The organism is Marinobacter aromaticivorans (genome assembly GCF_002806975.1).
GTDB classification, from domain to species: Bacteria; Pseudomonadota; Gammaproteobacteria; order Pseudomonadales; family Oleiphilaceae; genus Marinobacter; species Marinobacter aromaticivorans.
The window spans coordinates 108,758-133,165 of record NZ_NIHD01000003.1; the positions used below are offsets into that span (position 1 = coordinate 108,758).

Consider the following 24,408-nt stretch of genomic DNA (forward strand, 5'->3'; position numbering starts at 1 on the left):
ATTGCCTGAGTCGCCAGCTGTGCCCCTACACCGAAAGACTGCCGGGGTAGAGTGGCGGCAAACCGTTTTCCGACGGTGACCTGCCCATGTGTTCACGGAATTGCCGCAGTGCCTTGACCAGGTTTGTCCCGTTCCACGGTTCTGCACTGTTCCTGCCACCGGAACGATCCTGACTGAACAGGTGCGCCTGCAATGAGCGAAGTTCCATTTCCAGATCGGGTGCAGGGAAAAGGCGAAAAACGTCGCTTGCAGAGCGGAAGTCGTGGCCGGGCTGATGCAGATTTACCCAATGTACAAACAGCCCGGGCGCAGAGGCGTGGCCGCTCTTAGCGGCGCCGAGCACCTGTTCAAAGGCGTCGCGCTCGTTCTCGCCATCCGCAGAGTCAGTGCTTGTCAAAGCCGCCGATGCCATCCTGCGGCTTCGCCACCAGGCCAGCATGGTCAGAACCCAGATGCCGGCCAGCACTATACTGACCCATTGCCAGAATTTACTGCCGGGTGCCGAGCCGGTATTGCCCGGGCCCTCTTTGCTGGCGGTTTCCGGTGGCGTGCCCTGGCTGCCGTTGGGCGCCTCTGCAACCGGCGCCGATGAGCCCTCTGTCGAGGTTACGTTGAGGGTTTGCGCAGGGATAACCGCCACTTTTTCGCTGTCGGATTCTGTGTCCCACCAGGGAATTCGGATTGCCGGCAGCGTGAGCTGCCCCGCCTGCACCGGCACCAGGGCTCTGGTCTGTGTGAGGGTTGAGGTAATGCCATCAGGACCAATGCTGGTGTTCCGCTGCGGCTCCTCGGGATAGCTTCGAATCCCGTCAGGAACTGACTCCGGCAGGGGTGGAAGGGCTTCTGCGGGCAGCCCTGTTGCCTGCAGGCTCAGGGTCCGTGTGAGGTTGTCTCCGGCAGTCAGGTTGAGAACCGGCGGCATGCCGGATTCCGCAAGGCTGAGGCTGGTAGCCGGTAGCCAGGTTGAACCGCTGAATTCAGCCGGTACGTCTTTCACCGGCACTTCAAACAGGGTTGCGCTGTCCCGCAGGAACTTCAGTGAGCCGTCGGCATCCCGCGCCTGGCCTTCAAAACGAATGGGGGGCAGGTTCAGCGGGCGTGGCTTTTGCGGGAACAGGGCATAACGCCGTTCCACAACCCGGTAGCGCACGCCATCACGCTGACGTGAAAATTCCCGTTGCTTGCCCAGGGGCTCTATGATCGCATCAGGGTGCTGGGGGTCAGACAATTCACCCCGGATAAGATTGCCCCTGAAGAATAATCGCACCGTCAGTACCAGTTGCTCCTGAACGTAAACTTCGGCTTTGTCTGTCTCCAGTTCTATGAAACTGTCCCGGCCGGTGTTCGCCTGGTCGGGAGGGGTGCCGGCCACCACTTCGATGGTCACAGGCCTGGAAACCGAATCCTTGAACGTGAGAGATGGAATGGTGAGCTCACCGGTTGATTTGGGAGCAAGCTGGTATGTCCAGGTTATTTCTCCCACCATGTCACCGTTAACGGTGCGAATGCTGTACTGCTGATTACGGCCCAGTATTTCAAAATCCGGCTTCACCTTTTCAATGTCCGGTGAGGGCAGGCTGGAGATATCAAAATCAAACAGATTGCTCAGATTGATATCAATGCTGGTGCTGCCCTTGACGGTGAGCGTCAGGACCTCGCCCTCGTAAAGCCGGGTCCGGTCTGGCTCGACGGTGAGTTCGTTCGCCTGGGCTGGCAACCAGAGCATCGCCAGGGCCACCAGTACTGCCAACCGGGTTGCCACAGTGATAAGTCGTTTTACCATGGTGTATCGCCCTCATCGGATGGTGTCTGGCGTTGCTGATATTGCTGCAGGAATTTGCGTTGCAGCAGCCCGCCGGGGTTATCCGGCACCCGGCGCAGTGATTGCTCCTGGCTTTGGGTCAGGGGTGTTTCTGACACCGGAGCTGGTGCCTGGCCCAGGGGTTCTTCACCGTCGGTCTCGGTATCCATGCCTTGACCTGCTGTTTCACCGCTCTCCGCTGTATGTTCCGGTTCCTGTGCGCCGGTGTTGTCTTTTTCATTGCCCCTGTTCTGTTCGCCGTTCTGCTCCTGTGTCTGATCGCCATTCCGGTCAGACTGTCCCGACGGGTCCTGGCTTGAGTTACCGGAGGCTGAGTCGGAATTGCGTTGCTGCTGTTGGTTGTTACTGCTGTTTGAATCGGAAGGCATCTGATCGCTGTCGCCCTGGTTCCGATCAGAATTCTGCTCCTGCTGCCTGAGCAGGTCCTGAACAATTTCCCGGTTTATCCGGGCATCGTCCATATCCGGCTTACGAACCAAAGCCTCATCATAGGCCTTGATCGCCTCCTCCAGTTTGCCTGCCCTGGCCAGGGCGTTGCCACGGTTGTAATCTGCCCGCGGTGTATCGGCTTGTGAAAAAGCCCTGGCCGCATCTTCATACTGCTCTGCCCGATAAAGAGCGGAACCCCGCCATTCCGGTGATTCAAGTTGCCTGGCGGCCACGGCGGGGTCCTTGCTGATCAGTTCGGCACCTCTCTGGTCCTCTCTTTGCCAGAGGCTGTCCCAATCCATGGCTGCGGCAGGCTGTGGCATGGCGGGTAAAAGAATCAATGCCATGGCGGTAAGGGCTCCGCGCCGCCAACCCAGTAACAAAAGCGGCAGGGCCAGCCATAGCAGCCAGTAACCATCGTCTTTCCAGCGATTTATGGTAAGCCCGGTGTCTGTGTCCTGCCACTCTGCGGATTCCACGGGGCCGAGTTTTAGCGCGGATATATCACTGTCGTCCAGTGTTAACTCACGGCTTGCGCCGCCATTGCTGTTGGCAAGTTGCGCGAGCTTGTCCGGGTTGGTGCGTGATATAACCACATTACCGTTGTCCCGGATAAAACCACGCCGGGCCAGGGGAATAGGGCCGCCATCAGGGGTGCCTGCTGCCAGGATGCTCAGGGTAAAGCCGGTGCCCGACAGTGTGCTGTTTATGGAGTCCCGGTAGCGTTCGGATACACCATCGGTAATCAACAGGATACGACCCGCGCCGGGAGCGCCCTGTTCCAGAAGCTCCCGGGCTTTGGCCACCGCCAGATCGGCCCGGTTGCCCTGCGCCGGCATGATGACCGGGTCGAGTACATTCAGCATGCCGGTGAGTGTGTTGCTGTCGTCGGTCAGTGGGGTCACCACATGGGCATCGCCGGAATACACCACCAGCCCGGTGAGACTTCCTTCCCGAAGCGCCAGAATGTCACGGATTTTGCGTTTTGCCCGTGTCAGGCGATCAGGTTCCAGGTCCGTAGCAAGCATCGACAGGGACAGGTCGAGAGCAATTACCAGGCCATCTCCGGGCTTTTTCAGGGGCGTGGGGGCCTCACGCCAGGCTGGCCCTGCCAGCGCTACAGAGAGAATGGCAATGGCGCTGATCGCGGGAACCAGCATGGAGCCGCGCTTTTGTACCGCACCACCATAACGACGGATGACCGGGGATAAAAAGGGTTCGGGGATAAGCCCGGACCAGCCACTGTCGCCGGAGCTTTTGCGCTTGAGAACCGCGTAAAGCACCGGTGCCAGTATAAGCAGCAGAAGCCAGAGGGGGCGGAGGAAGTGAAAGTCAGCCATGGTTTATGCTCCCTTCACCGGACGTGGTCCCGGGCTGGTGGCCCCGGCCCAGTCTGCCGGCGCTGCGCCGGTACACAAACAGACCGATCCACAGGGCAACGGCCAGGCCGGCTGGCCAGAAAAAGAGATCCGTCACCGGGCGGTAAAACTTGCCATCCAGTTCAATGGGCTCCAGTTGGTTGATGGTTTCGTAAATCAGCTCCAGTTCCGGCAGGTTGCGGGCACGAAAATATTCGCCGCCGGTTTGCTGTGCCATGCGGGTAAGCAGGTTTTCATCCAGATCCCGTGAGGGATTAATCCGGCGCGAACCCAGCAGACCCCGGCGTACCATGGATTCTGCTCCAATGCCGATGGTGTAAAGACGCACCCCGGCGGCTGCCGCGATTTCCGTGGCTTTATCGGGTGTGATTTCGCCTGCGGTGTTGGCGCCGTCTGTCAGCAGCACCACCACCCGCTGCTGCTGGGGGCGGTCTCTCAGGCGTTTTGTGGCAAGGCCCACGGCATCACCAATGGCGGTTGCACGGCCTGCCATTCCAATGCCCGATTCCTGAAGCAGCGTTTCCAGGGTTGCAAGGTCAAAAGTCAGGGGCGCCTGTACGTAAGGTTCCGTACCGAACAAAATAAGGCCGAGCCTGTCCCCTTCGCGGCGGGCGATGAACTCGTTCAACACTTTCTTGACGGCCTGCAAGCGGTTAATGCTGCGGCCCTGGAGGATCATGTCCTGTTCTTCCATACTCGGTGAAATATCGACAACCAGCATAAGGTCGCGCCCGGACACGGGCATCTGAACCTGTTCGCCGACGTGCTGTGGCCGCGCCAGCGCCAGCACCAGTAACGCCCAGGCCAGAAACAGCACCAGCAGTTGCCAGCGCGGCACGGCGTTGCCCTGACGGGTTACGCCGGGAAGATCCGGGAGCCAGTGGCCAACGGGTAATACCGGTGCATCGACCGTATGCGCCGCCGGTTTTCTCCACTGCAGCAGTACAGGCACCAGAGTCAGCAGCAGTACCCAGGGATACGCGAGGCTCAGCATTTTTGTGCCTCCAGCCAGGATCGCGCAAAGTCCAGAACCTGTACCGGTTCGGCTGTCGGCTGCCGTTGCCATGTGCTGTTGACCAGTGCTTCAACAGTGGGCTGGTGTGCAATCTTTCCGTCCGGGAGATGGTTTAACAGAAAGGCTCCCCACTGTTCGCCCGACAGCGCTTCCGGGTGTTCCCCCGGGTAACGTTCCCGCGCAACCCGTTTAAGCAGCGAGTTCACCATAGCGAACCACTGAGGCTCTTTTACAGCCGAGCGTTCAAGTCCGGACAGTTCCGCTTTTGCCAGTTTCAGCCAGAGGTTTCGGCGATAATGCCGGTGAACCAGCCAGGCCAGGGCCGCCATGACAATCAGAAAAACCGCAGCCAGCAACCACCAGCCGGGTGCCGGCGGCCAGAAACCGCCGGTTTGTGGCAGGTGAATATCCCGAAGCTGGCTCAGAGGGTTGTCTGGCATCATCCGATTCGCCCTCCGGGCCCAAGTATGGCTTGGAGGCTGCCAGCTGGCGTTTCCCGGGTTGATATGTCCACTGCATTAACGCCGGACAACCGGAAGCAGTTTTTTAACCTGGCGTCATGTTCGCTGACCTTCTTACGCCAGGCCTGCTGAAAATTGCGGTTTGACGCATCAAACCAGACCGGACCTTCGGGTCCGGCCACGGCAAAGCGACCGCTTTGCGGCAGGGATTGTTCCAGCGGGTCCACAACCCGCAGGGCGCTGACGCTGTTATGGCTGGCCAGCGCTCCGAGCAAAGAGGCGGTGTTCTCCGAAATACCGAGAAAGTCGCTGATAACAAAGATGCGGCTGCCGGTATGGGCAACCCGCCGTGCCTCAGTGAGGGCGGTATCCAGTGTGATTTCAGACGATGCGTTGTCTAGCGACAGGCGCTGTTGTGTGGCGAGGGTATCCAGCAGTCGCAGCACGGATTTTTTTCTCCGGGCCGGGCGTTGAACCGTCAGGGTGCTGCCGTTAAATACAATACCACCTACCTGGTCTCCTGCGGACAGGGCAAGCCAGGCGAGAATGGCGGCAAGCTGGGCGCAGCGTACCTGCTTGAAGGCACCAGTGCTGGCAAAGAACAGGGTGGGGCCCAGGTCACACAGCAGCAGCACCGGTCGCTCCCGCTCCTCTTCGTAGAGTTTGGTGTGGGGGGCCTGACGCCGGGCCGTAACGCGCCAGTCGATACTGCGGATATCGTCACCCGGCTGATACAGCCGTACTTCGGCAAAAGCCATTCCACGCCCGCGTTGGGCCGATTGCTGCAGCCCGGCCTGACGCGCCCGTACCGGGCGCGCAGATGGCAGTTTCAGTGCCCTGGCATCGGCCTGCAGGCGAATGAGTGCCTGCAGGCCGATGCGGGTTTTTGCATCGCTGGCTGTTACATCCATGACCGGCCTCAGGCGCTCACGGGAACGCGGTCAATCAGGCGCTGTATCACTGTATCGGCTGTTACGCCCTCGGCTTCGGCTTCAAAGGTGAGCAGAATCCGGTGCCGCAGCACGTCGAATGCCACCGCGCGTATATCATCCGGTGTTACATAATCGCGGCCTTCGAGCCACGCAATAGCGCGGGCGCAGCGATCCAGGGCAATGGTGCCTCTCGGGCTTGCGCCGAAAGCGGTCCAGCGAGCCAGTTCCGGATCCAGGGCGCTCGGGTCCCGTGTTGCCAGAACCAGTGCCAGCAGGTACTGCTCAACCGGTTCAGCCATATAAATATCAGCGGCCTGGGCCCTGGCTTCAAACACCTGCTCTGCGCTCAGGCGGATGTCCGCCACTGGCTGCCCCTGACGGTAATCGCTTCGCGCAAGGTGCAGAATGGCTTGCTCTGCCTGCGCCGAGGGATAGCCGATCACCACGTGCATCAGAAAGCGATCAAGCTGGGCTTCCGGCAACGGGTAGGTGCCTTCCTGTTCAATGGGGTTCTGGGTGGCCATCACCATGAACAGGCGATCCAGCGGAAAGGTACGCATGCCCACACTAACCTGCCGTTCACCCATGGCTTCAAGCAGCGCAGACTGCACCTTGGCTGGTGCCCGGTTAATTTCATCGGCCAGCACAAGGTTGTGGAAAATAGGCCCGCGCTGAAATTCGAACAGGCCGGTTTCGGCGCGGTAGATCTCGCTGCCGGTAACGTCCGAGGGCAGAAGATCCGGGGTGAACTGTATGCGGTGAAAGTCGCCGGTGAGATGATCTGCCAGTGCTTTGATCGCTGTTGTTTTTGCCAGCCCCGGTGCCCCTTCAACCAGTAGGTGTCCATCAGCTAGCAGGGCAACAAGAAGGCGATCAACCAGCTTTTCCTGCCCGATTATTCTTTTTGCTAACTGTGTTCGTAACTCTCCAAACGTATGCTGTAACGACATTGGAATTGACTGCTCTCGTTCGTAAGCGTAAGTAGTTGCCGCAGTTTTGGTGTCTGCCCGGCAAAAATCAAGGGTTTGACTATGCTTATGTGACGATACCCCGATTACGTTTATTTCACACTAACTGAGGTCGACCATGAATGCGCTGACAGTGGCTAACAAAGATCAGTTTTTTGAACGTTTGGCCGAAGAGTTTTCCCGAAAAATCACCAAGGCCGAAGCCCGGAAAATCAGCGAATTTGTAAAACAGCATTACGCGCACATTCCTCTGGAGGAGCTTCTTAGCAGAAGTCTCTCGGATACCTATGGTGCCGTGCTGGCCGCCTGGCAGTTTCTGCAGAAGCGCAGCGCGGAAGAAACGCCGGTTGCCGTATTCAACCCCGACCTGGAAGGCGATGGCTGGCAATCCACCCATACCGTTGTGTTTGTTCTGCACCCGAATATTCCCTTCCTGATTGACTCCCTGCGCATTGCCATCAATCAACGGGAGATCGGGACCCACTCCATTCAGCATTCCATCCTCCAGGTAGAGCGAGACAAGGCCGGGAAGCTGAAGAAACTGCTGCCAACAACGAAAAGCGACAGTGGCTCTGCTGCTTATGAGGCGTTTATCGTTCTGGAAATTGACAGGCACAGCAACCCGGAAGATCTGAAAGACCTGGAGCATACCCTGCAAACCGTTTTGCACGAGGTGCGCATCGCCGTTGCTGATTTCCCGGTGGTGACCGGGAAGGTCAATGAAATCATCAACGAGCTGGACAGCACCAATGCAGGCATCAGTGCTGAGCAAAAAAAGGAGGCCCAGGCCTTTCTGAGCTGGCTGGTCAACGATCACTTCACCTTTCTGGGGTACGACGAATACGACTTTGTCAAAGACAAGTCCGGCGTGGTGGTGCGCCGGGTCGAGGATTCCGAACTGGGCATTCTGCACGTAAACAATGAGCGACCAGCCCAGGTACGCCTCAATAAACTGCCACAGCGCACACGAAACGAAATGACCCGGGCGAACGACATTTTCATCTTCGCCAAATCTGCCCAGCGCTCGCGGGTTCACCGCCCTGCCTATCCGGACTACATTGCTGTCAAGAAGTTCAATAAAAAGGGAGAAGTCGTTGGTGAACGGCGCTTCCTGGGTCTGTATACCGCCCGTGCCTACAATGAGCGACCGGATGAGATCCCTTTGCTCAAGCGCAAATTCGAGAATGTCATGAAGCGCTCGGGATTTCTGCGCGAAGATTATGCCGGCAAAGAACTGGAACAGATCCTTACCCTGTATCCCCGGGATGAATTGTTCCAGATCGGTGAGGATGAGCTTCTGGAGGTGGCGAAAAATATTCTGTACATCCAGGAGCGTCGTCGCATTGAGCTGTTTCTGCGCGAGGATGTCTACGGTCAGTTCGTTACCTGCCTGGCGTTTTTTCCGCGGGATATATACAACACCGAGTTGCGCCTGAAAGTAGAGAAGGTGCTTGTTGACTGCCTGGATGCAGAAGATATCGAGTTTGTGACCCATTTTTCTGAATCGGTGCTGGCCCGGGTGCAATTCACGATCCGTGTTCCCCAGGTTGAGAACCGCAAGCTGCCGATTGCCGAGATTCGCGAGAAAGTCATCGAACTGGCACAGTCCTGGCGGGATGGCCTTGCGGTTGCACTCAGTGAGGCCTGTGGTGAAGAAGAGGGCAACGAACTGTACCGGCTCTGGGCTGCCGGCTTCCCGGCCAGCTACAGGGAGATGTTCTCGCCGCGCCGGGCTGCCATTGACCTTGAACACATTTCGGACGCGGCAACGGATAACGACCTTACCATGAGTTTTTACCGGGCTCTGGAAGAAGATGAAAGCACCCTGCATTTCAAACTGTTCTATCCCGATCAGCCGCTGCCACTGTCAGACGTGATGCCGATTTTTGACAATCTGGGTTTCCGGGTCCTTGGGGAGCATCCGTTTGAAGTGACGGACCGCCACAATAAAACCGTTTGGATTCATGATTTCACGCTCTACGCCAGCAGTGGCGCTGCGCTGGATATCCACCGGCTGAGGCCGATTTTCGAGGAGCTGTTCCACCGGGTATGGTTTGGTGAGGCGGAGAATGACGCCTTCAACCGCATGCTGATTTCTTCGTACATGAGTTGGCGTGAAATAGCGCTGCTGCGAACTTATGCCCGCTACATGCGCCAGATCCGTTTCTCCAACAGCCAAACGTTCATATCCAATACTCTGGTGCATCATGTTGACCTGACCCGGATGCTGCTTGAGTTCTTTGACGTGCGCTTCAACCCGGATCGCTTCCAGAGTGAAGGCAAGAGCCAGGCGGCGCAGCAGAAGCTGGAAATCGAGTTCAATGCCGGGCTGGAAAAGGTGGAAAACCTCAGTGAGGACCGTGTACTTCGGCTGTATCTTGAGCTGATGCAGGCCACGCTGCGCACCAATTACTACCAGTTGGATGAAGCGGGCGGGCCCAAGCCCTACATCAGTGTGAAGTTTGATCCCTCCGGAATCCCGGATATGCCCCTGCCGCTGCCTGTGTACGAAATTTTCGTGTACTCGCCACGGGTTGAAGGTGTGCACCTGCGGGGCGGCAAAGTGGCTCGTGGTGGCCTGCGCTGGTCAGACCGTTTTGAAGATTACCGGACCGAAGTGCTCGGGCTGGTAAAGGCCCAGCAGGTCAAAAACGCGGTTATTGTCCCGGTGGGTGCCAAAGGCGGTTTCGTGGCCAAACAATTGCCCGATGCCTCCGATCGCGAAGCCTTCCAGGCCGAGGGTGTGGCTGCCTACAAGACGTTTATCCGGGGCCTGCTCGATATAACCGACAACCTTGTCGATTCTGCCATTCAGCCACCGGAGCGGGTGGTTCGCCATGATTCGGATGATCATTACCTGGTTGTGGCCGCAGACAAGGGCACAGCAACCTTCTCTGACATCGCCAATGGCCTGGCGGCAGAATACAACTTCTGGATGGGCGACGCCTTTGCCTCCGGCGGCAGTAACGGCTACGACCACAAGAAAATGGGGATTACGGCGAAAGGCGCCTGGGTGTCTGTGGAACGGCATTTCCGCGAACTGGGAATCAACCCGGCGGAGGACGAGTTTACCGCCATAGGTATTGGCGACATGGCCGGCGACGTTTTCGGAAACGGTTTGCTGCGTTCCGAGAAAACCCGGCTGGTGGCAGCGTTTAACCACATGCATATTTTTGTAGACCCGTCACCGGATGCTGCCAAGAGCTACAAGGAACGGAAACGACTGTTTGAAAAGCCCCGTTCCGCCTGGACAGATTACGACGCAAACCTCATTTCCAAAGGTGGTGGCGTATTCAGCAGAAGTGCGAAATCCATACCGGTAAGCCCGGAAATGAAAAAGCTCCTGGATATCAAATCTGACCGGGTGCCGCCCAACATGCTGATTACCCACATCCTCAAAGCCCAGGTGGACCTGCTCTGGGTGGGGGGTATAGGTACCTACGTAAAAGGCAGCAGCGAATCCAACAGTGATGTTGGCGACAAGGCTAACGACGGCGTGCGGATTAACGGCGGTGAGTTGCGCTGTAAAATTGTCGGTGAGGGCGGCAACCTGGGCATGACCCAGCTTGGCCGGATTGACTACGCCCTGAAAGGTGGCCGCCTGAATACCGACTTTATTGATAACTCCGGTGGTGTGGATTGTTCTGATCACGAAGTCAATATGAAGATCCTGCTCAATCGCGCGGTTGCCATGGGCGACCTGACGTCCAAACAGCGCAATGTCATGCTTGAGGAAATGACAGACGATGTAGCGGCCCTGGTTCTCAAAAACAATTACCGGCAAACCCAGGCCATCAGTATCGCCAACCGGGATGCCGCCGCGCGCCTTGAGGAATATCGCAGGCTGATGAACAACTTCGAGAGCGAGGGCAAGCTCAACCGGGCCCTGGAGTTTCTTCCGGATGATGAAACCCTTGCGGAGCGCAAGCTCAACAAAAAGGGGCTGACCAGACCCGAACTGGCGATTCTGATTTCCTACGTGAAAGGGGACCTGAAGCAGACCCTCATTGATAGCAGCCTGCCGGATGAGCCTTCGCTTGCCCGGGAAATGTACAAGGTATTCCCTCGCGCCCTGACACAGAAGTTCTCCCGGGAGTTGGGTGAGCATCAGCTGCGGCGGGAGATTATTGCCACCCAGATCGCTAACGATATGGTCAACCACATGGGGATTACCTTTGTGGAACGCCTGACCCAATCCACAGGCGCCAGTGCAGCTTCCATAGCGCTGGCCTGGCTGATTGCCCGGGATGTATTCCGCTTTGATATCTGGTGGGACAAGATTGAGGATCTCGATTTTCACATCCCGGCCCAGTTGCAAATGGAGTTGATGGGGGACCTGATGCGCGTGATGCGCAGGGCTGTGCGTTGGCTGCTGCGTAATCGCCGTGCGGAACTGAACATCCAGAGCCATATGGAACGTTTTGCAGACGGCGTCTGGGCGATTACAGCAGGTTTGCCGGAGTATCTGGGCGAACAGGCCCGTCAGGAATGGGAAAAACGCAATGAAGCGCTGGTTGGCGCCGGGCTGCCAGCAGAACTGGCTTCAGTGGTTTCAGGTACCGGCTACCTGTATTCGTCCCTGGGTATTATCGAAGCTCAGGAAGCGACAGGCATGCCCCTTAAAACCGTGGCTAACCTGTATTATCAGCTGGGGGACCGGCTGGACCTGAACTGGTTCGCCAATGCCATTGCCAATCTTATGCCCGGCTCCCATTGGCAGGCGCTGGCAAGGGAGAGTTTTCGTGAGGATCTCGACTGGCAGCAGCGGGCGCTGACCACCGGCGTTCTGAATATGGCCGGTAAACCGGAGGATATCCCTGCCTGTATTGACGAATGGTGGCAGCGGCATGAGCATATGATTGAGCGCTGGCAATCCATACTGCTCGAGCTCAAGGGTGTCCGGGAGCCCGAGTATGCCATGTTCTCTGTTGCTCTGCGTGAACTGCTGGACCTGGCGCAAAGTACGTTGCACCAGCCCCATAATGAAAGCGAACCTCAAAAGACAGAATGACATGATTCAGACAAACTGAGTATTGCGTTGAAGCCGTGATTCCCGTTCAATCGTGATCGGGAATCATCACAATGGAGTCTTTTGATGGGTCAGCTGGACCACCTACTTGAAAAAAACCGGGCCTGGGCCGAAGGCATCAAGGCCGAGGATCCGCAGTTTTTTTATCGCCTGTCGAATCAGCAGGCGCCGGAATACCTCTGGATAGGTTGTGCCGACAGCCGCGTGCCTGCCAACCAGATAGTCGACCTACTGCCGGGTGAGCTTTTTGTGCACCGCAATGTGGCTAACGTGGTAGTGCATACTGATTTCAACTGTCTGTCTGTGCTGCAGTTTGCTGTAGAAGTGCTCAAGGTAAAGCACATTCTGGTAGTGGGGCACTATGGCTGTGGTGGTGTCAGGGCAGCGCTGCGCAATGAAGGCTTTGGCCTGATCAGCAACTGGCTGCGGCATGTGCAGGATGTTAGGGATCGCCACCAGGCCGTTCTCAATGCCAGCGACAATGAGCCGGACCAGATTGATCGCCTGTGTGAGCTGAACGTGATCGAGCAGGTAGGGCATTTGTGCCAGAACAGCATCGTTCGGGAAGCCTGGAAGCGCAAGCAGCGACTGAATGTTCACGGCTTCGTTTACGACGTGGCAGACGGCATACTCCGGGATATGGGGCTGTCGGTTAACGGCGACAAGGACTGGGAACAGATCAAACAGAACAGCCTGGACGAACTGGCGTTGCGCCCGGTGCGTTCCGGCCGCCAGAAAAAAGTCTGATCGTTACCTTGAAACGGTTGCATTCACTCCACGCAGAGCATACCTGTGTCCGGTTTACCTAACTCCCACCAGGCGCTGCTCAAAAATCGCCACCTGTTGTCTGATCGGGTGGCCTTGCTGGGGGTTGCGTCTGTGCACCTTTTGCCGGAGCTCCCTGGCGGCGGCCTTGCCATGAGCGAACACGCCGGTGTATTTCGTACTCTTGAGCAGTGTGAAGGCTGGCAGGCCTGTTTTGGTTACGATGCCCCGTTACTGGCGGAAAACCGTTATGACACTATTGTGGTTTTCTTGCCGAAAGCCCGGGCAGAGCTGGAAATGCGCCTGGCGCTGGCACGTTCCCTGGCTTCGGACAAGGCGCGGCTGATCCTGATTGGTGAAAAGAAAGAGGGTATTGCCGGTGCCATCAAACAACTGAAAGCGATTGCTCCGCAGGCTGTGAAAAAAGACAGTGCGCGCCATTGTCAGGTGTGGTGTGCCGAAGCGACAGAGCCTGCCCCCGGGTTTCGGGTTCAGGACTGGCTAAGCTGGCGCACGGTTGAATGTGCCGGGGTGTCCGTGGAGGTGGCAGGGCTGCCGGGAATCTTCAGCCAGGATGGTCTGGACAGGGGCACACACTTGTTGCTGGAGACCTTGGCGGAGCAGCCGGTCCGTGCTGCCCGGGTACTGGACTTCGCCTGCGGCGCAGGCGTTATCGGCGCCTGGATTCAGGCCTGGCAGGCCTCAAGGCAAGCGGCTGTTGCTCGTGTTGACGGCGTGGATGTCCAGTCGCAGGCAGTGATCTGCGCCCGGGAAACCTACCAGTGCAATGCAACCAGGGGCACAATATTCGCCTCGGATGGTCTCACGAATATTGACGGAGTTTGGCAGGGGGTTATCAGCAACCCTCCCTTTCATACCGGCGTAAAAACCGACACGTCCATGACAGAGCAGTTTCTTCAGGGTGTGAAACGGCATTTGCAGCCTGGCGGCGAATTACGCCTGGTGGCAAACAGTTTTCTGCCTTATGAGCCTCTGATCAGCCGGTACATCGGGCGTGTCGAACGTCTGCGTGAAGACGGGGGTTTCACCGTTTACCGCGCTTTCAGGGGCCCGAAATGATAAAAGCCCCCGGGGTTGAACTGACCCTGAAACGCCCGGGTACGGATGACCCCAGCCTCCGCGCCTGGAATGCCGCTGACGAATTGCTGTTACAGGAAGCTTTCGGGCACCTGGCAGATGCGCCCGATTCGCGGGTTCTGGTGGTTGATGACCAGTATGGCGCGCTGACGCTTGGGCTGTCCCGTTTTGCGCCGGATGTGGTGGCTGACAGCGCGGTCCTCGGCCCCGCACTGAAACTCAATGCGAGCCTGAACCCCGGTTGTGCGACACCGGAGCAGGTATACAGCTGGTTGCAACCCCCTGCTGCCAGCTACGATCTGATTCTCCTGAAGATTCCCCGCGAGGCTGATTATCTGGGCTGGCTGCTGCGCTGGGCCAATGCCGCACTAAATCATGACGGAACAATACTGGCTGCCGGAATGATCAAACATCTGCCGGATCGCAGTGTGGATGTATTCGCGGGAGCGGTGGAGGTCCGGAAGGTAAGCCGGGCGGTTAAAAAGGCCCGCTTGATCACCTGCAGCCGAGGTGCTGCGAGGCTGGCAGGCTGGCCCGGCTCCTGGAAAGGTTACCGGTTGGATGGCGGCATCCGGGTTGACGCCATGCCAGCTGTGTTCGCGCGGGAGAAGCTGGATATTGGTACACGGCTGCTACTGTCGCACCTGGCATCCGCCCTCGGATCCTGCCAGCCCGGTGACAAGGTGCTGGACCTGGCTTGCGGTAACGGTGTACTGGGCCTGAGCGCGCTGGCCGTGCAACCAGGCATTCAAATGACTTTCAGTGATGTCTCAAGCCAGGCCGTTCTCAGTGCCCGCCACAATACAGAGAGTGCGTTTCCGGATGCCCGGGCGCTGTTCCTGCACGCAGACGGGATAGCCGGTAATCAGGGGGAGTTTGAGCGCATTCTGCTCAACCCGCCGTTTCATGAAGGCGGCGTGGTGGGTGATCACATTGCGCTCAGGCTGTTTGAGCAGGCGTCACGCCACCTGACAAAAACCGGGCGCCTGCTGATGGTGGGCAACCGGCATCTTGGTTACCATCGGAGCTTGCGGCGTTTCTTTCCCGGTGTCCGGCAGTTAGATGCCAACCCGAAATTCGTGGTTTTCGAAGCCAGGCTCTGATGGCTGGCTGCCACTTTACAGGGCCGGGGCAGGGCGGTTGTAGCCCAGTCGCGCCAGCGTATCGACAATGGTCTGGGTCTGGCTGTCGATTTCGATGTTTACTCTCATGCCTTTTTCAATGGTGCCAAAGGTTGTGGCGCGCAGTGTTTCCGGAATGAGGTGAACATTGAACCGGTTGCCATCGACTTCGCCGATGGTAAGGCTGGCGCCGTTGATGGCTATATAACCCTTCGCAAAGATGTAGCGTGCCCAGGGTTCCGGTACTTCAAACCAGAGGGTTACGTTGTTTTCCGGCCTGATTATGTCAACCACGTTTGCTGTGGTGTGAATGTGACCTGAAAGCAGGTGGCCGCCAATTTCGTCGCCTATCCGCGCCGCCCTCTCAAAGTTGACCGAGTGGCCGGGCTCAAGATCCCCGAGTGTTGTCAGTTTCAGTGTTTCCTGCATGGCATCAAAAAACAGCGTATTGCCATCCTGGCGGGTAACTGTCAGGCAGGTGCCGTTGATGGCCACTGACGCGCCAATAGTGACATTCTCTGTGCTGTTTTCCGGAAAACGGATTGCAAAGGTGCTCAGCCCGGTTACAGCGGTAATTTCTTCCACGACAGCCATTCCCTGGACAATACCTGTGAACATAATAAACCTCGATTGGAGCGCGGTGTGTGGCGATGGACAGGAAGGATAACGGCGGAGATTGTTGTTGCCAAGTTCTGGTGGAAAAGCACGGGTGAAACACCAGACTCAAGATCGTGGCCACGCAGTCGATACCCGACAAAGAAGCTATTCGTTAACCGGGATTTCCTGACCTGTTAGGTGACATGCCATGGCACAGAATCAAACCGCAGAAAAGGCGTTAGCCGGCGCAGCGCAGGGCGCTGTGTTGCGGCCCGGGCGAGCGGCTGATCCTGTGCCCGGGAACGCGCTGCCGGCAGCCAGCCGGGCTGGCCAGCAGGTGGCTGCAGCACCGGCCGGAAGCGATGGGCAGGAGGCAGAAGCCCGTCAGCGACAACTGAGGCTGATGCTGCGCCAGTGCGACCGGGTACTGTTAATGGACTTTGAGCTTCTGGCCATGAACGACTGGCCAGACAATTTCAGTGTTGCAACGGCGCGCCGGCGCAGGGATCTGTGGCTGTTCAGCGCCCTGTTGGCAGCCGTCGTATTCCTCAGCGGCCTGACGGGCTTTGTGCCTGCCTGGATCGCCGGTGGCGGGTTTGGTGCTTTCGTGATTATTCTGCTACTGGGCATTCCAGCCGTGCGACGGCTCTATACCGCAACGCCTTCTTACCTGGATTTGCTGATCAAACGCCAGCGAATGCTTCGCGATGCGCGAAAACACGCTGAACATCTCGAGGGTGAAGAGGGGCTGATCTGGCAGTGCGCCCGCATGGCAGAATTTAACCCTACCCTGAGAAACACCCGTTTCAGCGGTCTTTTGCGCCTGTCGGAACAGACAGCGCTGCCGCGGGCTTTGTCCCGTCGCGAGCACGTAAGGCTGTACCTGATCTATCTGCTTGAGGCGGAAAAGGCTTATGATCGGGTCCAGGCCGCCTTTTTTGAAGGCAATCAGCAAGCCATTGATCGGGGATGGCAGTCAGCAGTGGCAAAGCCCGAGGGCAGAACTTGACATAAATGTGCTTCAAACGTATGTTTCAAACAGACGTTTGCTAAAGGCACTGAAAACAAAATGGCCCAGTCGGATACTGTTGACCGAATTCTTGACGCCGCAGAAGAACTTTTCGCCGAGCGCGGTTTTTCGGAAACTTCACTGCGTATGATTACCAGCAAGGCCAAGGTAAACCTTGCGGCAGTAAATTACCACTTCGGCTCCAAGAACGCGCTGATTCACGCTGTTTTTGCCCGCTTTCTCACTCCGTTTTCAGCAACCCTTGAGAGCGCGTTTGATCAGCTTGAGGCCCGTTGTGACGGCAAGCCGCCAACCCTGAACCAGACACTTTGGGCCCTCACCGAAAGCGCTGTGCGTATGCCCCAGCGTAATGAAAAAGGTATCTCGATTTTCATGCGACTGCTCGGGCTTGCCTATACTCAGTCGCAGGGGCATTTGCGCAAATTTCTGGAGCAGGAATACAGCGAACCGTTCAGTCGTTTTATGGGCCTGCTGAAAGAGGCGACGCCGCAGCTTTCGGCAGTAGATCGCTACTGGCGTATACAGTTCATGCTGGGCGCAACCGCTTTTACCATGTCCAGCAGTGACGCCCTGCAGGATATTCTGCGCAACAAGCTGGGCGTGGAAACCACCGTTCAGGAAATTGCCGCACGCCTCGTACCCTTCCTTGCAGCCGGCATGCAGGCCCAGGACACGATGCTGACCCCGCCAGCGGGCGCCCGGTTACCGGTTGCCTGAGGGGCACCCTCTCGGTTAGGCTTCCTCTTCAAATTGTGTGGGAGCCCTGCCCGTTGTGAGCCAACACAGCCGTACCGCCTGTTCAATCGACATCAATCTGCACAGCCAGACTCTCGCGCTGCTTGATGCGCGCGGTGGCGTAGTGGCCAGTTTTCCGGTTTCTACCGGGTTAAATGGCGCAGGCGAGCAGGACGGCAGCGGTTGCACTCCACGGGGGGCGCATTATATACGGGCCATGATTGGCGCCGAATTACCCGCTAACACGGTGTTTCGGGCACGCCGCCCAACCGGCGAGATATACAGCCCCGAACTGGCCGCCAGGCACCCCGGGCGGGACTGGATTCTTAGCCGCATACTCTGGCTTTGCGGCCTGGAACCAGGGAAGAATCGCGGTAACGGCGTTGATACGTTCCGCCGTTTTATATACATACACGGCACTCCCGACTCAGAGCCCATGGGTCTGGCGCTTTCCCACGGTTGTGTGCGTATGCGCAATGCGGATGTGATTGCGCTGTTTGACTGTGCGCACGTGGGCATGCCGGTTACTATTCGCTGACGGCGTACTGCACGAATGTTTAGAGGAACCTTATGATCGGGGAAATGATGTCCGTCCTCAATAACTGGATCAAGGGCTTCGGTGTGTTATCCGAGGGTTGGCGCGTGGGCATTGTTGTTTTTGCGCTGGTCCTGGGAACTGCGACGGTCGCTTACATTGCAAGCCACGTGATTGCCGCGCTTGAGCGGAGGTTTGCCAAAACCGATACCATCTGGGATGACGCTGCGCTGCATGCGGTCCGTGCGCCGGTGGTGGCGTTCGTGTGGCTTCAGGGTGTTTACTGGGCCGCAGAGGTGGCACACCATTATTCGTCTGCCGAGATCTTCAGGGCGAACAGTGTCCTGTTGGAATTCGGCTTTATTTTTATCATTGTCTGGGGATTGCTGAGGGTTATCCGGCAGGTTGAGGCTATTCTGGTTTCCCCGGTCAAGATGAAGAAGCCGATGGATTACACCACGGTGAACGCCATCAGCAAGATTTCCCGGGCGGTGGTCATTATTACGGCGGTATTGATCGCCATGCAGTCGTTGGGTTATAGCGTTTCGGGTGTGCTGGCTTTTGGTGGTGTCGGTGGCATTGCGGTGGGTTTTGCAGCCAAGGATTTGCTGGCCAACTTTTTCGGCGGCTTCATTATTCATCTGGACCGGCCATTCAAGGTGGGCGACTGGATACGCTCGCCGGACCGCAATATTGAAGGTACTGTGGAACAGATCGGGTGGCGGCTGACGACGATCCGGACGTTTGACAAGCGCCCTTTGTATGTTCCAAATGCGACGTTTACAACGATTGCAGTAGAAAACCCGTCAAGAATGACCAACCGGCGTATCTACGAGACCATCGGCATTCGCTATGCGGATGTCAGCCAGATGGCAACAATTGTTGCGGATATCCGCTCGATGTTGGAGAAGCATGAGGATATAGATAACACGCAAACGCTGATTGTGAATTTTCTGGCCTTCAGCCATTCCTCCCTGGATATCATGGTGTACGCCTTCACCAAAACCACCCAGTGGGTTCGGTTCCACGAAGTGAAGCAGGATGTGCTTCTGAAGATCAGTAATGTGATTGAGAACCATGGTGGCCAGGTGGCCTTCCCGACACAAACCATACATTTTGGTGACGAGCGGCTGCCTGCATGGTCTGACGAAGACCAGAGCGGGGAGAGCGACCGTGGTGAAACGGGTGATGAACACCCTGAAGAAACCACCAGTGCCGATAGCGCCTCGCACAACAAAAGCAATCGTAGCAAACGCGCACGCAGCCGCCGCTATGACACCCAGGCGGGTGATGTTGGCGAGCAGTCCCTGGACGGGGGAGATGGAGATTGATGACGGATATTGGTAACGCCGTTGGCATCATTGGTGGAACAGGCCTGACGACGCTTTCGGGCCTGAAAATCAACGATACCCGCAATGTGGAAACGCCCTGGGGTGCGCCTTCCTCGGAGTTAACCCACGGGCTTCTTGATGGCCAGCCGGTTGTGTTCTTGTCCCGGCACGGCAATCCCCACCAGATTCCACCGCACCAGGTGAACTACAGAGCGAACATAAAAGCCCTCTACGACGCCGGTGTGCGCACGGTCATTGGTGTGAACGCGGTGGGCGGAATACATCCGGACATGGGGCCTGCCCGCGTCGTTATCCCCGACCAGATTATTGATTACACCTGGGGCAGGGCAGGTACCTTCTTTGAGGGCGACCTTAGGCAGGTAACACATATCGACTTCACCTGGCCATACGACCAGGCCGCCCGGGATGTTCTGATACAAGCGGCAAGAACCCATGACGTGCCATTTGCCGGATTTGGTGTTTATGGTGCAACCCAGGGCCCAAGGCTGGAAACCGCAGCGGAGATACGACGCATGGAGCGGGATGGCTGTGATCTGGTGGGTATGACCGGTATGCCGGAAGCCGCGTTGGCAGCGGAGCTGGGTATCCGTTATGTGTGCCTGGGCCTCGTGGTGAACTGGGCTGCCGGGAAGTCAGACCACATTATAACCATGGAAGAAATTGACGCGGCCATCGATCAAGGCATGTCTGGTGTCAGACGCATTCTTGAAGTGTCGATGGCCAGCATGGGTGCGCTTACTGCTCTGCCTCAATCTTTTTGAAGAAGACGAGAACGCCGATGGTGGGGGAATCCAGAAAATGGATTTCCTCGCTTCGCATTCTGCGGGTTTCGCGGATCCAGGTGATTAGCTCAAGCGGTATTTCAGGCTGAAGCTCGAGCCCGGAGCCTGTCGTCATCGCGGCGATTTTCCCTTCCTGCCAATGGTTCAGATGAACGTTAACGTGCAGGTAGCGCTGCCTGTCGATTGTAATGTGTCCTTCAATCTCCCTCTGGCCTGCCTGTTCCAGCCAATCCCCCACTTCAACTCTCAGGGGCTGACCTTTGTAATCCGGCGGGAAGGCTTCATACCAGCCCGCTGACATCAGCACACGATAGCGCCCGCTTCGTTCCAGGCGGTTGGCTGCGTTGCCAAGGTGAAGCGAGCTGCGAGGCACCAGTTCCAGCGTTGAGTTGGCGGCGCCTCCCGGGGCAACACTGTAGAGTACTTCATTGGTCTCTACTGGCGGCGCCACTTTTTGCTGCTGCATACGCTCATTGATCGCATCCGGGTCGACAATGCGCTCCAGAATCACAAACTCGGCCCGGTAATAGTCGTCGGGCGTTTGCTGGGCATGGCTCACCAGAGAAGTGGTTGCCAGAATGGCCGTCAGTAGTGTGCGTGCCAAAAGCCGGCACAAGCGATTACCATCAGTCTGCAAGAGAGTGCTCCAGTTTTGTTCAAGCCCGTGTATCCTGGCGATAGTCAGGCAGTGGCCGCGCTTTTTTCGGGCACAAGTTCGCCAAGAAGCGTGGAAATGCCGTCGAGTTTACCACTGGTTGAGGTATCCTTCAGCCGAAAACGAAAGCTGTTGGCGCCCTCAAGGCGATAGGTGTCTGGTGCAGATTGCATTTTCTTAACCAGCACCAGCGGGTCGACCTGGGTGGAATTGCCAAACTCCAGGCGAGCCCACTCCTTGCCAGCGTCCACTTTTACTATACCCAGGGCTTCCGCCTGCAGCCGCAGCTCCGTTTGTCGGATCAGGTTTTTTGCCGGTTCCGGTAATAATCCGAAGCGATCGATCATTTCAACCTGAAGTTCTTTTAATGCCTCGCGATTGCTGACACTGGCAATTCGTTTGTAAAGCATGAGCCGGTTATGAACATCGGGCAGATAATCTTCCGGAATCAGGGCCGGAATGCGCAGGTTCATTTCCGTGCCATGGCTCAGTGGCAGCTCGGCGTTGGGAGTGCGGCCTTCCCGAATGGCCTTAACGGCCTCATCCAGCAGCTGCATATACAGGGTAAAGCCGATGCTTTCTATCTGGCCACTTTGCTCGTCCCCGAGCAGCTCTCCGGCACCGCGAATTTCAAGGTCGTGGGTTGCCAGCATAAAGCCTGCACCCAGGTCCTGGGCCTCGGCAATGGCGTCAAGCCGCTTTTTTGCATCCGCTGTTACGGCCTTTGGTGGTGGTGTCAAAAGGTAGGCGTAGGCCTGGTGGTGAGAGCGGCCAACACGGCCACGAAGCTGGTGTAGCTGTGCCAGCCCGAATTTGTCCGCCCGCTCGATAATGATCGTGTTGGCGCTGGGGATGTCGATTCCGGTTTCAATAATGGTGGTGCATACCAGAACATTAAAGCGTTTGTGGTAGAAGTCCGACATGATCTGCTCAAGCTCACGTTCCCGCATCTGGCCATGGGCAACGCCCACCCTGGCTTCCGGTACCAGGCGCCGCAGATCCTCGGCAGTTTTCTCGATACTCGCCACATCATTGTGCAGGAAATAAGCCTGACCACCCCGTAAGACCTCACGCAGGATGGCCTCCTTTACCATGGCATCGTCCCTTTGGCGCACAAAGGTTTTTACCGAAAGCCTTCGGGCCGGCGGGGTTGCAATGATGGACAGATCCCGCAGGTGCCCCATGGCCATGTTCAGGGTTCGGGGGATGGGCGTTGCCGTAAGGTTCAGCATGTCCACCTCGGCGCGCAGGGCCTTGAGTTTTTCTTTCTGCCCGACGCCAAACCGGTGCTCTTCATCAATAATAACCAGTCCCAGGTTTTTGAACCGGATATCACCCTGCAGCAACTTGTGGGTGCCGATAACAATATCGGCCTTGCCGTTTTCAATGGCGTCCAGGGCTTTACTCGTCTGCGTGGCGCTGCGAAAACGGCTCAGTAGCTCAATGTTGACTGGTGTGTCCGAGAACCTGTCCCGGAAGGAGTCATAATGCTGTTGCGCCAGCAGCGTTGTGGGCACCAGTACTGCAACCTGCTTGCCGGACCAGGTGGCCAGGAAGGCTGCGCGCATGGCTACCTCGGTTTTGCCGAAACCGACATCGCCGCACACCAGTCTGTCCATGGGTTTTTCGTTGGTCATATCCTCAAAGACAGCCTGGATGGCTGCCTGCTGATCCGGCGTTTCCTCAAACGGAAATCCGGCTGCAAAGGCGCGGTAGGCTTCTTTCGGATCTTCAAAGGCGAAGCCTTTGCGGGCTTCACGGCGTGCGTACACGTCCAGAAGCTCGGCTGCGGTATCGCGGATCTTTTCCAGCGCCTTCTGCTTGGCGGTGCTCCAGCGCTCGGTGCCCAGCTTGTGCAACGGCGCGTGTTCCGTGTCGGTGCCGGCATAGCGGGAGATCAGGTGCAGGCTGGATACGGGAACATACAGCTTGGAGCCGCCGGCGTATTCGAGCATCAAAAACTCGCTGGATTCGCCCTCTACGGTAATGGTCTCCAGGCCCAGGTAGCGGCCGACGCCATGATCAATATGAACCACCGGGGCGCCGATCCGGAGTTCGGACAGGTCACGGTAGCCATCATCGTTAATCTCGGTAGGCTTCTCACGCCGGCGCCGTTGCAACACCCGCTCACCAAAAAGGGCTGTTTCGGTGATCAATGCAACATGGTGTTCAGGCAGCACAAGGCCCTGTTCCATGGGGGCGATGGTAATGCCCGGCGTGCTGCTCTTGTCTGCGAGGAAGTCCTGCCAGTGCTCAAAACCCTTTAGCTGAAGCTGGTGTTCCCCCAGGTTTTCAATCAACGCTTCACGCCGTCCCGAAGATTCTGCACAGATCAGTACGCGCCCGCCGAACTGCTGTATGAAGCGTTTCAGGCTGCCCGCAGGGTCGGCTGCCCGCGCGTTCATGGCAATGTCCGGCAGTGCCTCACTGGCACAGTTCACAGCGCCGGCTCCTTCTGCCGTCCGGGGGGTTATGGTCACCCTTGGGAAGGCTTTGAGATGGCCGAATAACTCGTCCTGCTGTAGAAACAGCTTCGCGGGCGGAAGAATGGGGCGCAGCCGGTCATGGCGGCGGTCTTCGTAGCGGTTGCGCGTTTCTGTGTCAAAGTGACTGACTGCATCGTTCAGGCCGTCAGCGGTAAAGACACGGGTGGTGCCTGGCAGGTAGTCGAACAGGGTGGCCGTGTGGTCGAAAAACAGCGGCAGATAGTATTCGATACCCGGCGGCGTAATGCCATGACTGACGTCCTGATAGATAGGCGTGTCTTTGTCTGATTCCGGAAACTGTTCGAACCAGCGGCCCCGAAACGCGGAGCGGGCCTCTTTGTGCCAGGGGAACTCATAGGCAGGAAGCAACTCGATGCGGTCAATACGGTCTATGGAACGCTGGGTTTCAGGGTCGAACGTACGGAGGGTCTCGATTTCATCGTCAAACAGGTCGATCCGGTAGGGCAGGTTGGAACCCATGGGAAATATATCCAGAATGGACCCGCGTACCGCATATTCGCCGTGTTCGTACACGTTTTCCGCGTGCCGGTAGCCTGCGGTTGCCAGTTGCGTGCGCCAGTTGTCGATATCCAGGGCCTGACCGGTTTCCAGGAGCAGAGTGTTGCCTTGCAGATAACTCACCGGTGGTAAACGGTGCATCAGGGTGCGGGCCGGAACCACAATAACGCCATGTTTGATGCCAGGCAGCCGGTGCAGCGTGCGAATGCGTCTTGAGGTTATGTCCTGATGCGGCGAAAACAGATCGTAGGGCAGGGTTTCCCAGTCCGGCAATGACAGGAGTTCCAGGCCGTCGGTGGTAACCGTGGCGCCGTCTTCCTCTGGCGGCAAGCCGAGAAAAAAACGCATGGCCTGTTCAAGGCGTATTGCCTCTGCCGTGCTGCGGGTAATCACCAGCGTAAGGCCCTTGTGTGCCCGGGCACTTTCACAAATGGCGAGGGCATCGCTGCTGCCGTGTAATTGCCCCCAGACGCGGTGATCAGCCGGTTGTTCAGGAAATGTCGGCGCAATCAGTGTTTGCGGCGAGGCGGTTGTGGGGGCACCGTGGTTCATGGGCCGTCAGGTTCTCCTGCTTCAGATGATAGGGCTGGGATGAGGTGGCCATTCTAACGCTGGCGGGTGCCAGTGTCATGGCGGCAAATCTACGATGTCCGTGCCAGTTCGTATTTGCCGTTAGCCGGTTTAAGTTGGATAATGCT

At 57.5% G+C, this 24,408-nt stretch carries 18 protein-coding genes; 9 read left to right on the plus strand and 9 right to left on the minus strand.

Going from position 1 to position 24,408, the window contains the following annotated elements:
- Nucleotides 1–25: 25 nt before the first annotated feature.
- Genes CDH48_RS05690 through CDH48_RS05715 form a run of 6 tightly spaced genes read right to left on the minus strand, consistent with a single transcriptional unit; the run spans nt 26 to nt 6,988 of the window.
- Nucleotides 26–1,783, minus strand: coding sequence for a BatD family protein (locus tag CDH48_RS05690; RefSeq protein ID WP_100687772.1), 1,758 nt, complete (start codon nt 1,781–1,783; stop codon nt 26–28).
- Nucleotides 1,777–3,591 (minus strand): VWA domain-containing protein, encoded by a 1,815-nt coding sequence (locus CDH48_RS05695; RefSeq protein WP_100687773.1) that lies wholly within the window; start codon nt 3,589–3,591, stop codon nt 1,777–1,779. Before CDH48_RS05695 ends, CDH48_RS05690 begins: the two co-directional genes overlap by 7 nt.
- Nucleotides 3,584–4,624, minus strand: coding sequence for a vWA domain-containing protein (locus tag CDH48_RS05700; RefSeq protein ID WP_100687774.1), 1,041 nt, complete (start codon nt 4,622–4,624; stop codon nt 3,584–3,586). Before CDH48_RS05700 ends, CDH48_RS05695 begins: the two co-directional genes overlap by 8 nt.
- A complete protein-coding gene (locus tag CDH48_RS05705; RefSeq protein WP_100687775.1) occupies nt 4,618–5,088 on the minus strand; it encodes a DUF4381 domain-containing protein in 471 nt (156 codons plus the stop codon). Before CDH48_RS05705 ends, CDH48_RS05700 begins: the two co-directional genes overlap by 7 nt.
- Nucleotides 5,085–6,017: a DUF58 domain-containing protein gene (locus CDH48_RS05710; protein WP_100687776.1), complete on the minus strand. Its 933-nt coding sequence runs from the start codon at nt 6,015–6,017 to the stop codon at nt 5,085–5,087. The genes CDH48_RS05705 and CDH48_RS05710 overlap by 4 nt, the downstream gene beginning before the upstream one ends.
- Before the next feature lie 8 nt (nt 6,018–6,025).
- A complete protein-coding gene (locus CDH48_RS05715) occupies nt 6,026–6,988 on the minus strand; it encodes an AAA family ATPase (protein WP_100687777.1) in 963 nt (320 codons plus the stop codon).
- Nucleotides 6,989–7,124: 136 nt separating this feature from the next.
- On the opposite strand from CDH48_RS05715, the gene CDH48_RS05720 reads away from it, so the two are divergent.
- The 4 genes from CDH48_RS05720 to CDH48_RS05735 all read left to right on the plus strand — a co-directional run bounded on the left by CDH48_RS05720 (nt 7,125) and on the right by CDH48_RS05735 (nt 15,001).
- Complete coding sequence (locus tag CDH48_RS05720; protein ID WP_100687778.1) at nt 7,125–12,017, plus strand: NAD-glutamate dehydrogenase; 4,893 nt, start codon at nt 7,125–7,127, stop codon at nt 12,015–12,017.
- A gap of 84 nt (nt 12,018–12,101) precedes the next feature.
- Nucleotides 12,102–12,782: a carbonate dehydratase gene (can, locus tag CDH48_RS05725; protein WP_100687779.1), complete on the plus strand. Its 681-nt coding sequence runs from the start codon at nt 12,102–12,104 to the stop codon at nt 12,780–12,782.
- A 45-nt stretch (nt 12,783–12,827) separates the two neighbouring features.
- Entirely contained in the window at nt 12,828–13,880 is a 1,053-nt protein-coding gene (locus CDH48_RS05730) for a class I SAM-dependent methyltransferase (protein ID WP_100687780.1), read from the plus strand.
- Nucleotides 13,877–15,001 (plus strand): methyltransferase, encoded by a 1,125-nt coding sequence (locus CDH48_RS05735; protein ID WP_100687781.1) that lies wholly within the window; start codon nt 13,877–13,879, stop codon nt 14,999–15,001. Before CDH48_RS05730 ends, CDH48_RS05735 begins: the two co-directional genes overlap by 4 nt.
- A 15-nt stretch (nt 15,002–15,016) precedes the next feature.
- On the opposite strand, the gene CDH48_RS05740 is transcribed toward CDH48_RS05735, so the two are convergent.
- On the minus strand, nt 15,017–15,637 hold the full coding sequence (locus CDH48_RS05740; RefSeq protein ID WP_100687782.1) for a riboflavin synthase subunit alpha: 621 nt from the start codon (nt 15,635–15,637) through the stop codon (nt 15,017–15,019).
- Between the two features lie 187 nt (nt 15,638–15,824).
- Between CDH48_RS05740 and CDH48_RS05745 the strand changes: the two genes are divergently transcribed.
- The 5 genes from CDH48_RS05745 to CDH48_RS05765 all read left to right on the plus strand — a co-directional run bounded on the left by CDH48_RS05745 (nt 15,825) and on the right by CDH48_RS05765 (nt 20,029).
- Entirely contained in the window at nt 15,825–16,625 is an 801-nt protein-coding gene (locus CDH48_RS05745; RefSeq protein ID WP_100687783.1) for a hypothetical protein, read from the plus strand.
- Nucleotides 16,626–16,685: 60 nt separating this feature from the next.
- Nucleotides 16,686–17,363, plus strand: coding sequence for a TetR/AcrR family transcriptional regulator (locus CDH48_RS05750; protein ID WP_100687784.1), 678 nt, complete (start codon nt 16,686–16,688; stop codon nt 17,361–17,363).
- A gap of 91 nt (nt 17,364–17,454) precedes the next feature.
- Nucleotides 17,455–17,919, plus strand: a complete 465-nt coding sequence (locus tag CDH48_RS05755) for a L,D-transpeptidase family protein (protein ID WP_379923183.1) — start codon at nt 17,455–17,457, stop codon at nt 17,917–17,919.
- Between the two features lie 32 nt (nt 17,920–17,951).
- Nucleotides 17,952–19,247 (plus strand): mechanosensitive ion channel family protein, encoded by a 1,296-nt coding sequence (locus tag CDH48_RS05760; RefSeq protein ID WP_100687785.1) that lies wholly within the window; start codon nt 17,952–17,954, stop codon nt 19,245–19,247.
- Nucleotides 19,247–20,029, plus strand: a complete 783-nt coding sequence (locus CDH48_RS05765) for an S-methyl-5'-thioinosine phosphorylase (protein WP_100687786.1) — start codon at nt 19,247–19,249, stop codon at nt 20,027–20,029. Before CDH48_RS05760 ends, CDH48_RS05765 begins: the two co-directional genes overlap by 1 nt.
- Here CDH48_RS05765 and CDH48_RS05770 read toward each other — a convergent pair.
- Together CDH48_RS05770 and mfd are read right to left on the minus strand one after the other, a co-directional pair.
- Complete coding sequence (locus tag CDH48_RS05770; RefSeq protein WP_100687787.1) at nt 20,004–20,687, minus strand: CsiV family protein; 684 nt, start codon at nt 20,685–20,687, stop codon at nt 20,004–20,006. The genes CDH48_RS05765 and CDH48_RS05770 overlap by 26 nt on opposite strands.
- 44 nt (nt 20,688–20,731) lie before the next feature.
- Nucleotides 20,732–24,262, minus strand: a complete 3,531-nt coding sequence (gene mfd, locus CDH48_RS05775; protein ID WP_100687788.1) for a transcription-repair coupling factor — start codon at nt 24,260–24,262, stop codon at nt 20,732–20,734.
- Nucleotides 24,263–24,408: the final 146 nt, after the last annotated feature.